Genomic DNA, 15,005 nt, shown 5'->3' on the forward strand with positions numbered 1-15,005 from the left:
CGTCGATCGACGCCCCAAGTTTTATGAAGATTATCAATACGATAAAGTCGTGCGGTTGCCCGGAATCTGATGGAGGGATGCATTATGAAGCGCACTGTGCTCTTTTCGCCCGAAACAGGAAGAGATGGCCGCTACAGGGATCGCCATTCAACGTATTGACGACCTCCGCCGACAGACCATCGAACCCACGGCGCAGATCGACCGGCCGGCAAGCCTTGTACACTTTCGTCCCAGCGGCAATCTGGATCGCGACGCCTCACTCAGCGCTGCAAGAACACGCCGCAAGGCGTTCTCGTTAACGAAGGCGTCAACTCGAACGCGAACACCATCGGCAAGGTCCATTTCGATGATGCCGGGGCGCTCGCCTCGTCTAACACGCCGATCGGAATAAAGATCATAGCGTCTGCTTTGAACTTCCCGCATTCTCATCAGATCGTAGAGGCTTACGCAATCGCAGGGCCGACTTCGTTCACTCCCGTGACGACGGCCAAAACCAGCGTGTCATGCAAGGGCTTGAGGCAGACCAACTCGACGTCATCGTGTAGGTGAGAAAACTCGGCGGAGGCTTTGACCATCCAAAGCTGGCTGTCGCCGCTGTGTTCAGCGCCTTCGGGAACCTGTCACCGTTCGTGCAGTTTGTCGGCCGCATTATGCGGGTCACAGACCAGAATGCCCCTGATAGCCTCAGTAACCCGGGTACTGTCATCTCCGGTAAGCTGGCACGAGCCAGGAGGCGTCGGCGCGTTGGCCACGGTGCGGCCGGAACGGTCGCGGTAACGGACCGGGTACGGGGGATCGGTCAGGATGAAATCCACCGACCCGCCCGGGAGGCGCTGCATCAAGGTGATTCAGTCGCCCCAATAGGATCGTGTTGCGCGCCGGTATCGCGGCCGGTCGGGGAATTTCAACGGACGCCGCATCTGAACTCCTGGTGGCGGCAGGCAACCGCAACGCGGGAGCGCCAGCGAATGGAGTGGGCAGCGGATTGCCGGCGGCAGAGACCGGACACATACCCCGACGTGCCGGCCGCGTGGTTCTGGCGGACACGGGCGAAACCGCGAAACAGCAAACAGCAATTCCGCATAGCAGCTCTCATGAAGGAGTAGAGCTTATAAGGCGATACTGCCGCGGAGACGATCTCAGTCGGTGGGCCATACCTTGACGGCAAGACGCTTGAACTCCGGCACACTCAACGCGCCGCGCTCACGGGCTTTCGATCGCGGTTTTGCAAGTCGCTCCGCGACGGCCGCGTCGGGGGCTTTCCACATTTCGCGAAGATCCAGTGTGGCGTTGTCGAGCAACACCAGCAGGACCGTGTCGCATGCGGTTGCCTGCTTAATCCGCCCGAGCCGCTGCCCGGGCTTCGCGTCCGCACCGAAGGCGCGTCCCTTGATCTGGATACGCTCCTCGCTCCCATCGGGGGCAAAGAGGATCGCATCGTGGCCGCCGTGCGGGCAGGAGCCAGCTCGAGACCCAGGACGTCGGCTGCAACCGCTTCGGCGACTTCGCCGGTGACCCCAAGGGGCTCGCCGGTCAGCCGGTAGTACTCGGCGGCCAGCGGCTTGATGGCGGTCAGGATCTCGCGGATCCGGTCGGCTGCGGCGCTCTTGGTCATCACGTCCAAGTCGGACTCTCCTTACCTGATTGGGCCGCAACAAAGGCGAACATTTTCAATTTGTAAAATGCGACGGACCAGACTGACAACTTTTTAAAAGGCCGTGTGTAGACGAGTGCGCGCATAAATTGAGGAAAGGGAAGCAGGGTGTCATTCTTGGGTCGATTCGAAGGCAAGGGAAAGTGGGCATTTGATCCGTGGGCTGGTCTCTGGCTATGGGGTGCGTTCGTGGTTCCGTTCTCCGTTGTGCGGCTATGGATCGGCCTGTCGCCAATCACCACCGCCACGTTAGCCCTGTATGGGGCGGTGATGGCATGCCTGGGCGTGTTTACGATCGCCCGGCCTGTACTTCGTGCCGGAGGCTACAAATCATGGCTTGCGAAGAAGCACATTATCGGTGGAGCGCCGTTTACGGCGAGCTCGGCCGAAAATAAGGAAGCCGAAGAAACAGAAAAGGATGCGCTTGCCGTCAATATTATTGGCCCGGCGCTTGCAATTGTCGGGACTCTCATGAACGGGGCGGGCGGGTTCTATTGATCCTGTAAGTCCGCGGGAGGAGAAGCGTGAGAGGGAAGGCTTCCCGCCCTGACATTGTCGATTCCTACGATTGATCGGGCACCAACGCTTTTGCGAGTAGCGGTCTGGCTGGCGCAGGCCATATCCAGCGAAACAGCTACCAAACGTCCCCGAAACCATTTGGAGGTAAGGCATATCCCAAGGCGAATCGTTCACCTTTTTACACTTACGCACGTGTCGACGAAGGCCGTGACGATCGCTGGGCCTATACAGGTATTCCCGATTTTTTCTTTTGCGACGAAGATAGGCGCGCGTGAGGCGATTTATGAGCTCCGCGAAAATGTCGAGAGCGAGGAGAATGAGGAGTGGTCACTGATGCAACTCGAGAAGATCGAAACCCTTCCGATCTCGAAGGAAAGCATCCTGGCGCTGCTCAATGATGGAATGGGCGCGTTTGTGAAGAGCTACGACGTCATCGAGATTTTCGACTGATTTTCGCGGGTGGGAGGAGAGCGCGAGGGGAGGGGCCGCGACGGGGGCTCTCTTAGCCTTGGCGCGGCGCGGGTCGGACCCGGCCGGGGCAGGTTGCTAGGAACGCGCATGAGATGCACCATCGTATCAAGGTCCGGGCTCTTTACATGGACCGGACTCTTCAAATTGGCGTCCCAAACTGCCCGCCTACCAGGGCCTCGTGGCTTTTTCGATCTCCGCTATTTTTTCCCACCATGATTGAGCCAGAGGTACCAACGCAACACCGGGAGCTGGAGAGTTCGTCAGGTCCGTCAGGGAGGGCTACAGATGTTGTCGGACATTGGCCTGCCCTTGGGCGGGCGCACCCAGGGGCTTATTGCCCCCGGGAGCGAACTAAATCTTCTCGGGCGGGCAATTCGGCGAAGACGCGGTTGCGTCTGCGGCGTGCAAGTTTTTGAGAGCCGTATAAAGGAGATGGCGGACCCGTGGGGTCAGTCATCATTTTACTGCCAGCCGCCCCACCTCGCCGAAGCCACCACACCGTTTCAGGTTCGCTCTGGCCAGCCTTTCTCGATGATAGTCAACATCTTCGCATAGGCTTCCCGAATGTCGTTTTTTAACGCCTCGCTTGCGCCAACGCCGTCACCTGCCGCAAGACACGCGACGACCTCGGAATGGCGTTTATGTCCATGTTGCAACGACATTCCCGCTGTAAGCAAATGGAGGAGGGGGCCGCTCTGAAGCCAGAGAATTTCGATAGTTTTCAAAAGAATTTCGTTCTGAGACAGAGCATAGAGCGTGAAATGGAACGACTGATTGAACTTCAAGTACTGCCGCACGTCGAACTCTTCAGAGTTCTCAAGTTCGTCCAGCTTCGAGTTCAGCGTCGCAAGTTTTGCAATGTCAGCCGATGTGCAGAATTTCGCTGCCCACTCGACCGCCTGGCCTTCATTGACCAAGCGGACCGCCAAAAGGTCGTGAATCTGCTTTTCTGTCAACCGGGGAATGCGAACGGAGCGCCGTGGCGCCTGTTCGAGAGCACCTGCGACCACGAGCCTGTTCAGAGCTTCGCGAACCGGCATGTGACTGGTTCCAAAAGCCGTCGCAAGCTCCTCTAGCCTCATTGGCTGCCCGGGCTGAAACTCTCCAGCCATAACCGCATGCTTCAACTCCGAGTAAACATGGTCGAGCGTCGAACTGGGAGAGACCTCTCGGAGTGGGGGAACTTTGAACTTAGTGATGGCGAACATCCTTACCTAAATGGCGCGCCGAACCCTATAGTGTCGCGGACGGCGGCATCAATAGCTTGTGGAGATGAAATCAACAGCCAATTGTTGATCAAATGTCAAGATGCTGGCAATCGAATATGGCTGGTGTTCCTGTTTCATGAAAGAATTGCGACACTGCTTAGTTCGAAAAGAAATAATTGAAATCAGTTACATAGAAGCCTTCTGACAATCGTCTCGTGCGTTTTTTTAAAATTTCGTTGACAAACAATCGAGTTGAGCTACTGTTTTCTTGATCAAAGATCAATGAATGGGAACAGCCTTATCGCCCGATTTCGTGCCAGCTCTCTGAGTTGGTCCGTGCTTATCCACGACGGGAAGCGAAACCGTCGATTGGATGCGGACGCTTGCGCAGGTCCCGCAGCTCGGAGAACTAGCGTATGAACAACGACGTCTTCATCACATGTGCTGTTACGGGAGCGGGTGAAAACTTTAAAAAGAACCCGAACGTTCCGATCACGCCGGAGGCGATCGCAAAGGACGTCCTTGCAGTGGCAGAGGCCGGTGCAGCAATTGCACACATCCACGTGCGTGATCCTGAGACAGGCGTCGGCAGCCGCCGTACCGACCTCTACAAAACCGTCATCGAGCTCGTTCGTGAAACGAACAAAGACATCATCATTAACACCACTGCCGGCATGGGAGGGGATCTGACCTTCGGCAAGGACGACCCGTACGCATTCGTCACTGAGGAAAGCGATCTCGTTTCCCAGAAAGAGCGCTTGGTGCATGTCGATGCTCTTAGGCCCGATATTTGTACGCTGGATTGCGGCAGCTACAACGTTGGCCCTGGCAATCTCGTTTACATCAGCACCTCAGAGCAGATCCGCCAAGGCGCGGAAATGATCCGCGCTACGGGCGTGAAGCCGGAGCTCGAAGTATTTGATCTTGGCCACATGAGCTTTGCGCTCGAACTCCTGGATAAGGGATATTTTGAGGGAAGCGCCATGGTGCAGTTCTGCTTGGGAGTGAATTACGGCGCCCCAGCCACGACGACCGCGATGAAGGCGTTCGCGGATATGGCTCAAGGAAAGAATGTCGTCTGGTCTGCCTTTGGCGTTGGCCGGATGCAGCTTCCGATGGTGGCCCAGGCTGTCTTGCTTGGTGGCAACGTCCGTGTCGGCCTTGAAGACAATATCTGGTTGAAGAAGGGTGAACTTGCCACCAACGTTGCTCTCGTGGATCGTGCCAAGACGATCATCGAAGCTGTGGGCTCTAAGGTGATGAGCTCCAGTGCCGCCCGCGACCTCCTCGGCCTCAAGGCAGGTGCATGATGGTCAGCCTCGTCAACCAACGTGCAATCGTTTCTGCAGGAGCGAGCGGGATCGGGCGTGTAGTCGCCCGTACGCTCCATTCAGTCGGGGCGAAAGTCGCGATCTGCGACATCAGTGAAGCTGCGCTTCAGTCTTTCCGCCAGGAAAACCCTGAGATCGCGGCCTACCAGTGCGACGTGCGCGACGCCGCCGCCGTCACGGCAGTTTCCGAAGAAATGATCGCGACGCTTCAGGGCGTTGACATTCTGGTCAACAACGCTGGCATCGCCGGACCGACGAAGAACGTCGAGGATATCGCACCGGCGCAGTGGGACGAAACCGTCGTCGTTAACCTCAATGCGCAGTTCTATTTCTGCCGGACCGTGATCCCTCACCTCAAGCGCCAGAAATCCGGGAGCATCATCAATCTATCATCCGCCGCTGGACGCCTAGGGTTTCCGTACCGCACACCATATGCGGCCGCCAAATGGGGTGTGATCGGCTTTACCGAGTCCCTCGCCATGGAACTTGGTGAGTTCAACATCCGGGTGAACTCGATTCTGCCGGGATCGGTGAACGGTGACCGCATGAACCGCGTCATTGCCGAGCGTGCGAAGCTCTTGGGCATTTCCGAAGAGGCTGCCTGGGCCGACGAGCTCAAGAATATCTCCATGCACAAGATGATCGACCCTGAGGAGATCGCCGACCTTATTGCCTTCGTATGCTCGCCGTCCGGACGCTCGATTTCGGGCCAGTCACTCGGCATCTGCGGAAATACGGAGGTCATCCGCTAGACACCACTCCAACTCAAGCAAAGGGGAACTACCAGAATGATAAAGCGACATACTCTTGCGGCAGCAGCCGCTCTGGCCACAACCACATTCGCGCACGCCGACGCAATCAAAGTCGGCGTGATCACGCCCCAATCGGGACCGTGTGCTCAGTACGGCATCCCGATCACGCGTGGCGTTGAGATGTGGGCCGACGAGTTGAACAAGGCAGGTGGCATCGCCGATGCGATCGGCAAGCAACATACAGTCGAAGTTCATGCATACGACAACAATTGCTACACGCCAGGTGATGAGCTTGCTTCTGCCCGTCGCGCCGTGCAGGACGACGGCGTCCAGTTTCTTCTCCAGACGTGGACGCCCGCGGCCCGCAAAGCAATTGCCTCCTTCGTGACCGAAAACAAGGTTCTCACCATAACCTATGGTGGGGGCTATCTGAGTAAGCAGTTTCCGTATCTCATCGGTGCAATCACTGGAGCACCAGCAAACTACATGCATGTCGCGGCACAAGTCGTCGAACATCATCCCGAGGTCAGAAAGGTTGCAATCCTGGTGCCGGATGCTTCTTACGGCCATACCGCTGCGGCGTACTTCAAGGCCGGCTTGGCGCCGTACAGCGACCACGTCGAGATAGTCTACGAGACTCCATACGACATGGCGATGTCGAACGACATCATGGGTGTTGTAACGCCTGTCGCCGCCGCCCAGCCAGACCTGGTCCTTGAACTCGGGTTCCCCCCGGGTCAACAGGCTCTGATGGTCGAAGCGATGCAACAGCTTGGCTACAGAGGACTTTTTGCCAGCGAAGGGTGGTCTTTGAAGTTCCTGCTGGAACGCCTCGCGCCCGAAGATATTGCCAACCGCTTCTTCAGCGCTTACGCGATCGATGCCCAGCTAAAGGGCCAGAACGAGCGTCTCGATGCTCTCTTCTCCGAATATGCCAAGAAGTACGGTGAGGCCGACTGGACCTATTTGACGTCGATGGCTTACGCATCGATGACAACGTTTGAACCGGGGATCAAGGCTGCGAAGTCTCCGGATGGAGCATCTGTTCTCGCTGCTCTGAAAAGCGGTCCATCTGTTGAACATCCGATTTTCGGAACCTCGCCGTGGGGCGGAATGGATATTTACGGTGTCGATAATCTGCTGACCACGCCAATGCCGATCTACCAGATCGATGAAACTGGCAAAGCGATCAAACGGGATGACACGGTCGACACGGCTGCCTGGTGGAAGAAGAACAAAGCGGCCGCGCTGCCCGTACTTCAATCGACCGGTGAAGTGACGAAGGACTAAGCAAGTCTCATCGAAAGGGTTCTTGCGCACGGCGCAAGAACCACCCCCTGTGGCTTTTCCGAGGTGAGCGCGTCATGCAAATCACGTTGAATATCCTATCGTTGACCTCATTCTACGTCTGTTTTTCCCTTGGATTGGCACTCGTTTTTGGAGTGATGCGGGTCGTTAATTTCGCACACGGCGACTTCTACATGGTCGGTGCGTACACAGCTTGGGCGACATTGGCTGTCATCTCACCGGTCACCGGCAGCATTGTCGGCTACGCAGTGAGTGCCGGTATAGCCGCTTTGGTGCTCGCAGCGATGGGTCTTCTTGCCAACGCAGCAATCATACGGCCACTCGCCGATCGGCCTCTTGGTATCTATGTGGCCACGCTCTCGCTCTCCTACATTCTGCAAGTCTGCGTCGTCCAAGTCTTCGGCGCCGTTGGCCAAATCGTCAAGCCGCCGGTCCCAGGAGTCCTGTTCTTCGGGGGAGCGATCATGCCCTATCAGCGCGTGCTGGTTATGGTGGTTGCCGCGATCATGATCGTTGCCCTTTGGCTGTTCATGGAGCGCTCTCGACTCGGTCGAGCAATGCGGGCCGTCGCTCAAAACAAAAGAGGCGCTTTGCTTCAGGGCGTCAACATTAAGCTCGTCGGATCATTGGCGGTGGTAATAGGTGCCGTCATGGCGGGAACCGCAGGTGTCGTCATGGCACCCGTGGCGGGCGTTAATCCTTTCATGGGAGTCGACGCTCTCTGGAAGGCATTCATTATCATCATCGTCGGTGGGATCGGTTCAATTTGGGGCGCGGTCGCAGCAGCCTTGATGTTCGGCATCTTTGACACGTTGGTGTCCGTGGCAGGCTTCGGCAGGTTTCTCGCAATGTTTAGCGCACTCATCATGCTGATCGTTCTGTCAATTCGGCCCCAGGGTCTTTTCGGGGAGAACGACTGATGAGCGGATCGGTCGCAAAAGTTGCTTCTCCATCCATCCCGGTGGCGACGCAGCTGGCAATATTGAGTTGTCTGATGGTGGGGTTGGCAGTTCTGCCGGCACTTGTAACCTCCTACTGGAAGGATGTGACTGTCATCTTCCTTCTCAACTGCCTTCTGGTTGTTAGCTACCGACTCATTACGCTGATGGGCGGATGGTCGTTTGCACATGTGGCAACGATGGGCCTCGGTGGGTATTCTGTCGCGCTCCTTTCCCAGGCGCCGTACAATCTTCCGATCGGCGTCACGATTGTGATCGGCGGTTTTATCGCCCTGATCTTCGGGGTAGTGATCAGTTATCCGGTTCTTCGAACGCGCGAGTATTACTTCTTCCTTGCGACGTTCGCTGCGGGCGAGGCTCTTCGCCAGAGCTTTATCCAGTTTCGCGAAATAACGGGTGGCACCAGCGGGATCGCGTTTATCAAACGGCCCCAGGGCTTCGAAGACGTGACAAGCTTCCACTTCCTGCTTCTGACTGTGTTGGCGATCGTAATTCTTGCACTCCTCGCATTCGAGCGGTCTCGGGTCGGAAAGACCGTTCAGGCTGTCGGCCGGAACGAGGAACTGTCCGTTTCTCTCGGGATCAACGCCTGGGGTTATAGGAGTCTCGTGTTCGTCATGGGATCGGCGCTCGCCGGGATCGCCGGAGGGTTCATGGCGAGCTACAACGGTATCGTTTCGCCTGCCGATTTCAGCTCAACCTTGATGTTCAAGATTGTCGCTTCCGCAATCGTCGGCGGCGTGAGCAGCTGCATCGGACCTATCGCAGGTCTCATCTTCTTGACGGGCATCGAGCAGCTCTTTCGTGGCGTACCCCAGGTCGTGCCTTTGATATGGGGCGTGTGCGTTATCTTCGCCCTCCTTGTCGCGCCCGGCGGCATCGAATCCAGAATCCAATCCTTCCCTTTGAGACGGCGCTGGAAAAAGGAGGTTTCCAATGCTTGAACTGGAAAATGTTACCCGTCGCTTTGGCAACCTTACCGCAATCGAGAGCGTCTCAACCAAGGTTTCGAGGGGGCACATACACGGATTGATCGGTCCAAACGGATCCGGAAAGTCGACGATGATGAACCTGATCAGTGGGTTCCTGAAGCCGACCACCGGAAGCATCAACTTTGAAGGGACGCGAATTTCCGGCCTGAGGCCGCATGTCGTCTCACGCGCTGGAGTCGTTAGAACCTTTCAGCTCATTAAAGTCTATTCTGAGGCAACGGTTCGCGAAAACATCCGTATGGCTGCCATCGCGCGTCTTTCTCCTCCCTGGGCTCCAGCCGGGTTTCTCAACAACCCGGGATCAAAGGAAATCGAGGGAGATGTCGACCGCGTGCTCGAGATCATGAAGCTTGGTCATGTTGCAAACCAGACCGCAGGCATCCTCCCAAGTGGAATGCAGCGGACACTTTCCGTCGCGTCCGCCTTTGTTGCAAAGCCAAAGCTTCTCCTTCTGGACGAGCCTCTCGCAGGTCTGAATGCAACGGAGAAGGCAGGGCTGGCGGCGTCAATTCGTGAAATCAACAAGAGCGGCATCACGATCCTGCTGGTCGAGCATGACATGAAGACCGTTCTCAGCCTCTGTTCGCACATGACTGTCATCAACTTCGGAAAGAAAATTGCCGAGGGGCCACCCTCTGACATCGTCACTAACAGCGCGGTGATCGAGGCTTATCTTGGAAGCCGGGGAGGGAAAGATGCTTGAGGTTCGCAATCTCTCCGTCGACTATTCCGGGATCAAGGCGGTCGATAAGGTCTCGATCGATGTCGGCGCGGGCGCCATCACCGCTCTTATCGGGAGCAACGGCGCCGGCAAGACGTCATTGCTAGGCGCGATATCGGGGCTGATCACGCCGTCAACCGGAACCATAACCTTCAACGGTGTTGACCTGACAGCTGCCAACCCGGCGGCCATTGTCGCGGCCGGTGTGGCCCAGGTTCCGGAAGGACGTGAGCTCTTCCCGCGAATGACCATACAGGAAAATCTGCTTCTCGGAGCGCACCTTCGAACCGACAAGCGCACAATCAGCCGCGACATGGATCGCGCTTACGAGATCTTTCCTGTTCTGGCGCGAAAGCGCGCGTTGAAGGCGAGGCAATTGAGCGGGGGCGAGCAGCAGATGTTGGCGTTCGCTCGAGCGATGATGTCTGACCCGAAACTTTACGTTCTCGATGAACCCTCGATCGGGCTTGCTCCACTCATCGAAGCGCATCTCATGCAGTCGATCGTTCAGATCTGCAAGGAGACAGGGGCGGGTGTCCTCCTCGTTGAGCAGAATGCCATGCTCGCCCTGGAAATCTCGACGAATGCTTACGTGATGGAACTCGGATCGATCACGCTTTCCGGACCTTCTTCGGGTTTGATCAACAATCCTGCGGTCGCCGCAGCATACCTTGGACAATAAGCAATGACCGATGACACCTGGATCGAGACGGCGCGGACAATGGTCTACCCGGCCGACTGCGACTCCCAGAACCATTTGAATACGGCAGGATATATGCGGGTTTTCGACATCGCGATCTTCCAGCTGTTCTTTCGGCTCGGATATACCGTCGACGATCTCGAGACGAACATGGTCGGCTGGGCCGATGTGTCTCACCAGATCAGCTATCTCAAAGAGGTGAAGTCTGGCTGGCCACTCTTCGTCAGAAGCGCGGTCGTCAAGATCGGCCGCAGTTCGATCGGCTCCGTCCATGAGATTGTTGTCGAAGGCACCGGCGAAGTGACTGCCAGATTGCAGGCAACGACCGTGCAGTTCGATTTGCGGGCGAGAGCCTCACTTCCGGTCCTGGATGCGGTGAGGAACGCCGCCGAAATGCGTTTCGCATCTCGCCTGGAGATCAGACCTTCGGCGTCGTGACAAGCGCAACTCAAGCGCGCCGACCGCAACCCGCTTCATAAAACAGAGATACTAAGGGGAGTCAAAATGAGATTAGCTTGTGACACTGGGGGAACATTCACGGACCTGATGGTTGAGGGCGATGACGGATCGCTCAGAATGTTCAAATCGTCGACGGTCCCGTCGGATCCCGCTCAGGGGATTCTCGATGTCCTGTCGCTGGCGGCTGCGGATTTCGGTCAGACCCTCTCCGAGTTCCTCGCCACCTGCGGAACATTTATCCACGGCACGACGCATTCGATCAATGCCATCATCACCGGCAACACCGCCAAGACCGCGTTCCTGACATCGCTCGGTCACCCTGAGATTCTGCTACTTCGTGAGGGCGGTCGCTCAAGCGCATTTCCGGACCATATCAGCTATCCTGAGCCCTATGTTCCGCGTTCCTTGACGTTCGAAGTCCCAGGCCGACTGCTCAGCGACGGTTCGGAAGATACCCCGCTCGACGATGTTGCGGTGATGGCGATTATCGACGAGCTCAAGAGACAAAACGTGGAAGCCGTCGGCGTCTGCCTTCTCTGGTCGATCGTCAATCCCGCCCATGAAATTCGCGTTGGCCAGTTCCTTGCCGAGCATCTCCCAGATGTAGCTGTAACGTTGTCGCACCAGCTCAACCCGTCGATGCGTGAATTCAGACGTGCATCGTCGACCTGCATGGACGCTTCGCTGAAGCCTCTAATGGGCAAATACCTCGGCCGCCTTGAAACGAGGTTGCGCGAATCCGGATTTGACGGCCGTCTGCTCGTTCTTACCTCGCAAGCAGGGATGATCGACTCTCACGAACTGGCTAAGACGCCGATCCATTCCCTGAACTCTGGTCCGTCGACCGCTCCGGTTGGTGGTCGGCACTTTTCGGTTCTCGATACGGGCAATTCGACCGCGATCATCAGTGATACAGGCGGGACGACATACGACGTCAGCCTCGTGCGTCACGGCGCCATTCCCACGACCCGCGACATGTGGATCGGTGAGCCCTATATCGGCCACAACACGGGTTTCTCCTCGGTTGATGTCCGCAGCATTGGCGCGGGTGGTGGCAGTATCGCTCGGATCGACGAAGGCGGAATGCTGCACGTCGGCCCGAAGAGTGCGGGCGCCATGCCTGGCCCCGCCTGCTTTGGAAATGGCAACACCGAGCCCACTTTCACCGACGCATGCGTCGTTCTTGGATACATCGACCCGTCTTACTTCCTCGGCGGCCGCATGAAGATCGACGCTTCTCTGTCCCGTGCCGCCGTCGAACAGGCTGTGGCGCGCCCACTCGGCGTAACGATTGAGGAAGCTGCTGCTGCCATCGTCGACATCGCGACCGAGAACATGGTCCAGGCGATCGAGGAAATCACCGTCAATCAAGGAATCGATCCCTCCGAAGCCACTCTGATTGGCGGCGGCGGTGCAGCCGGCCTGAATTCCGTCTTCATCGCAAAGAGGCTCAACTGCCTCGACTTGTTGTACCCCGAGACGAGCGCGACCTTGAGTGCCGCGGGTGCGTTGATGTCCGATCTGGCAGCTGACCACCAACTGACCGGTTACACCATCTCCGATCGTTTCGACCGCGAGAAGGTGAATGGCATCATCAACGATCTTAAGGCGAAGTGCGATCAATTCGCTTCCGGCGCCGGCAAGGGCGCGCTCGAAACCACGATCCACTATTTCGTCGAAGCACGCTACGAAAAGCAGGTCTGGGAAGTTGAACTTCCGCTGCCGAAGGCCGCTTTTGTTACGGACGCCGACGTCGATGCCCTGATCGAGGCGTTCCACGCAAAACATCGTGATATTTTCACTTTCCATGACGAGAATTCGCCCGTCGAATTCATCACGTGGATCGCGAGAGTTCGTTGCCGATTCCGCGACGCGGCACTCGGTCGCCTTTCCAACCGTTCGACGGGCGACCGTCCCAGTCATAGGCAATGCTACTTCAGCGGCTACGGCACCATCGAGACGGCGATCGTCTCGTCCTCCAGCATGCGGGTCGGCGAAGAATATCGCGGGCCGGCTATCTACGAATCCCCGTTCACCACGATTGTGATCGATCCCACCTCATCCTTCAGCCTGACGGGTGCGGGCAGTGTACTCGTTAAAGCTGGCGCGATCGGCTCCAGCATGGAGAAAGCGCAATGACCTCGTCAGCCAATATTTCAGCCGCGCAGATGTCGATCTTGTTCAACAGGATCGGCGGTATTAACCGAAAGATGGCTAGCACCATCCTGCGGACCGGGCGTTCCGGGGTGTTGAACCGCGCACGCGACTTCTCCACCTGCATTCTGACCGCTGATTGCAAGCTTCTGTACTCAGCAGACGCCATCCCGATCCATACCCTTTCGGGTCCGGACTTGATGGCGAAATCCATGCTGGAGTTTCATCCGAAGCTTAAAGCGGGAGATGCCTTTATCCATAATTCACCGTATCACGGAAACTCCCATGCGGCGGACCACGGCTTCATCATCCCGGTCATCGATGATGAGGGGATCCACCGCTTCACGATCGTGACGAAGGCGCACCAGGCAGACATAGGCAATGCGGTTCCATCGACGATGGTGGCAACAGCGAAGGATGTCTACGAAGAGGGCGCTCTGATCTTCCCATGCGTGCAGATTCAGCGCGATTATCAGGACATCGAAGATATTATTCGAATGTGCCGCGCACGCATTCGGGTGCCCAATCAATGGTATGGCGATCTTCTGGCGACGATCGGCGCAGCCCGCATCGGCGAAACCGAGCTACTTCAACTCGGAAAGGAAATCGGTTGGGATAAACTCTCTGCATTTGTCGCACAATGGTTCGACTATTCCGAAAAGCGAATGGTCGATGCGATCGGAAAGCTGAAGAGCGGCTCCACCATTATGCGGTCCCAGCATGATGCGTTTCCAGGCACCGGGCCTGACGGTGTGACGGTCACGGCCAAAGTGACGGTCGATGCAGAGGCTGCGATGATCGACATCGACTTCCGGGACTGCCCCGATGCATTGCCAAGCGGGCTCAATCTTACCGAAGCAACGTCGCGAACTGCTGGCATGATCGGGGTGTTCAACTCGATCGATGGTTCCGTACCGAAGAATTTCGGGAGTTTCCGCAGGATCAGGGTTCACCTTCGCGAAAACTGTGTTGTCGGGATCCCTCGCCACCCTACCAGTTGCTCGCTCGCCACAACGAATCTCGCCGACCGGGCGGGAAACTGCGTTCAGATGGCGATCGCCGAGATTTCTGAAGGCGCCGGGATGGCCGAAGTCGGATACAGCCTGTGCCCGACCACCAGCACGGTTTCGGGTATCGATCCTCGTGACGGCAAGCCTTATGTCAACATGGTTTTCCTTGGACACACGTCCGGGGCAGCGGGTGCCTACTCGGACAGCTGGCTGATCGTGCTGAATGTTGGATGTGCGGGTATCTGCAACATTGACGGTGTCGAACTGTCGGAGCTCTTCCACCCCCTCGTTGTACGAGAAAGAAGGCTTCTGCCGGACACCGAGGGAGCAGGCCGCTTCCGGGGAGCACCAGCAATCCGGGTCGAATACGGTCCCATTGGTGCGGACATGACCTTCATCTTCGCAAGCGACGGTACGGACAATCCTCCGCGGGGTGTCCGCGGCGGCGGTTCGTCGCACGGTGCGGGTCAGTTTGTACGAAACCTGCAGGGTGAGGTTACGCCGATCGACAAGGTCTCCAATATCACCTTAAAGGCCGGCGAAAACATGATCGGCATAGCCTGCGGTGGCGGCGGATACGGAAATCCCGTCGAGCGTGATGTCGATCTCGTCTTGAAGGATGTGGCAGAGGGCTGGATTTCCCCCGAGCGGGCGCGTGACGTCTACAAGGTGGCGATCATCGACAGCGTGGTCGACGCCAAAAGAACCAGCGAACTTCGGAACGTGTCCCATTAACGCCTAAGAATGCGACGTTGCCGGTCTGCGCC

Annotated in this window: 14 protein-coding genes; 11 read left to right on the forward strand and 3 right to left on the reverse strand. The window is 57.3% G+C overall.

All coding sequences use genetic code 11. The annotated features are described in order from the left end of the window. Window positions 1-82: 82 nt before the first annotated feature. Together tnpB and QN219_RS30085 are read right to left on the reverse strand one after the other, a co-directional pair. Window positions 83-223: an IS66 family insertion sequence element accessory protein TnpB gene (gene tnpB, locus QN219_RS34340; RefSeq protein ID WP_405052288.1), complete on the reverse strand. Its 141-nt coding sequence runs from the start codon at window positions 221-223 to the stop codon at window positions 83-85. 966 nt (window positions 224-1,189) lie between these two features. Then, window positions 1,190-1,624: a hypothetical protein gene (locus tag QN219_RS30085; RefSeq protein WP_284004082.1), complete on the reverse strand. Its 435-nt coding sequence runs from the start codon at window positions 1,622-1,624 to the stop codon at window positions 1,190-1,192. A 147-nt stretch (window positions 1,625-1,771) separates the two neighbouring features. On the opposite strand from QN219_RS30085, the gene QN219_RS30090 reads away from it, so the two are divergent. Next, complete coding sequence (locus QN219_RS30090) at window positions 1,772-2,152, forward strand: hypothetical protein (RefSeq protein WP_284004083.1); 381 nt, start codon at window positions 1,772-1,774, stop codon at window positions 2,150-2,152. A gap of 995 nt (window positions 2,153-3,147) precedes the next feature. On the opposite strand, the gene QN219_RS30095 is transcribed toward QN219_RS30090, so the two are convergent. Then, entirely contained in the window at window positions 3,148-3,852 is a 705-nt protein-coding gene (locus tag QN219_RS30095) for a GntR family transcriptional regulator (protein ID WP_284004084.1), read from the reverse strand. A gap of 416 nt (window positions 3,853-4,268) precedes the next feature. On the opposite strand from QN219_RS30095, the gene QN219_RS30100 reads away from it, so the two are divergent. From QN219_RS30100 to QN219_RS30145, 10 genes are all read left to right on the forward strand, one after another. Next, window positions 4,269-5,162: a 3-keto-5-aminohexanoate cleavage protein gene (locus tag QN219_RS30100; protein WP_284004087.1), complete on the forward strand. Its 894-nt coding sequence runs from the start codon at window positions 4,269-4,271 to the stop codon at window positions 5,160-5,162. Beyond that, the gene (locus tag QN219_RS30105; protein WP_284004089.1) at window positions 5,159-5,935 is read left to right on the forward strand and encodes an SDR family oxidoreductase; all 777 of its coding nucleotides are present in this window, start codon (window positions 5,159-5,161) and stop codon (window positions 5,933-5,935) included. Before QN219_RS30100 ends, QN219_RS30105 begins: the two co-directional genes overlap by 4 nt. A gap of 36 nt (window positions 5,936-5,971) precedes the next feature. After that, on the forward strand, window positions 5,972-7,225 hold the full coding sequence (locus QN219_RS30110) for an ABC transporter substrate-binding protein (protein WP_284004090.1): 1,254 nt from the start codon (window positions 5,972-5,974) through the stop codon (window positions 7,223-7,225). Window positions 7,226-7,299: 74 nt separating this feature from the next. Continuing rightward, window positions 7,300-8,163: a branched-chain amino acid ABC transporter permease gene (locus tag QN219_RS30115; protein ID WP_284004091.1), complete on the forward strand. Its 864-nt coding sequence runs from the start codon at window positions 7,300-7,302 to the stop codon at window positions 8,161-8,163. Next, on the forward strand, window positions 8,163-9,146 hold the full coding sequence (locus QN219_RS30120) for a branched-chain amino acid ABC transporter permease (RefSeq protein ID WP_284004093.1): 984 nt from the start codon (window positions 8,163-8,165) through the stop codon (window positions 9,144-9,146). Before QN219_RS30115 ends, QN219_RS30120 begins: the two co-directional genes overlap by 1 nt. Next, window positions 9,139-9,897 carry an ABC transporter ATP-binding protein gene (locus QN219_RS30125; RefSeq protein WP_284004094.1) on the forward strand — a complete coding sequence of 253 codons (759 nt, stop codon included), beginning with the start codon at window positions 9,139-9,141 and terminating at the stop codon, window positions 9,895-9,897. The genes QN219_RS30120 and QN219_RS30125 overlap by 8 nt, the downstream gene beginning before the upstream one ends. Beyond that, on the forward strand, window positions 9,890-10,597 hold the full coding sequence (locus tag QN219_RS30130; protein WP_284004095.1) for an ABC transporter ATP-binding protein: 708 nt from the start codon (window positions 9,890-9,892) through the stop codon (window positions 10,595-10,597). Before QN219_RS30125 ends, QN219_RS30130 begins: the two co-directional genes overlap by 8 nt. 3 nt (window positions 10,598-10,600) lie before the next feature. Beyond that, window positions 10,601-11,053 (forward strand): acyl-CoA thioesterase, encoded by a 453-nt coding sequence (locus QN219_RS30135; RefSeq protein WP_284004096.1) that lies wholly within the window; start codon window positions 10,601-10,603, stop codon window positions 11,051-11,053. Between the two features lie 66 nt (window positions 11,054-11,119). Further along, a complete protein-coding gene (locus QN219_RS30140; protein WP_284004097.1) occupies window positions 11,120-13,213 on the forward strand; it encodes a hydantoinase/oxoprolinase family protein in 2,094 nt (697 codons plus the stop codon). Continuing rightward, window positions 13,210-14,973 carry a hydantoinase B/oxoprolinase family protein gene (locus QN219_RS30145; protein ID WP_284004098.1) on the forward strand — a complete coding sequence of 588 codons (1,764 nt, stop codon included), beginning with the start codon at window positions 13,210-13,212 and terminating at the stop codon, window positions 14,971-14,973. Before QN219_RS30140 ends, QN219_RS30145 begins: the two co-directional genes overlap by 4 nt. The last annotated feature ends 32 nt before the right edge of the window (window positions 14,974-15,005 follow it).

It is taken from the genome of Sinorhizobium sp. 8-89 (assembly GCF_030124325.1).
Lineage (GTDB): Bacteria > Pseudomonadota > Alphaproteobacteria > Rhizobiales > Rhizobiaceae > Sinorhizobium.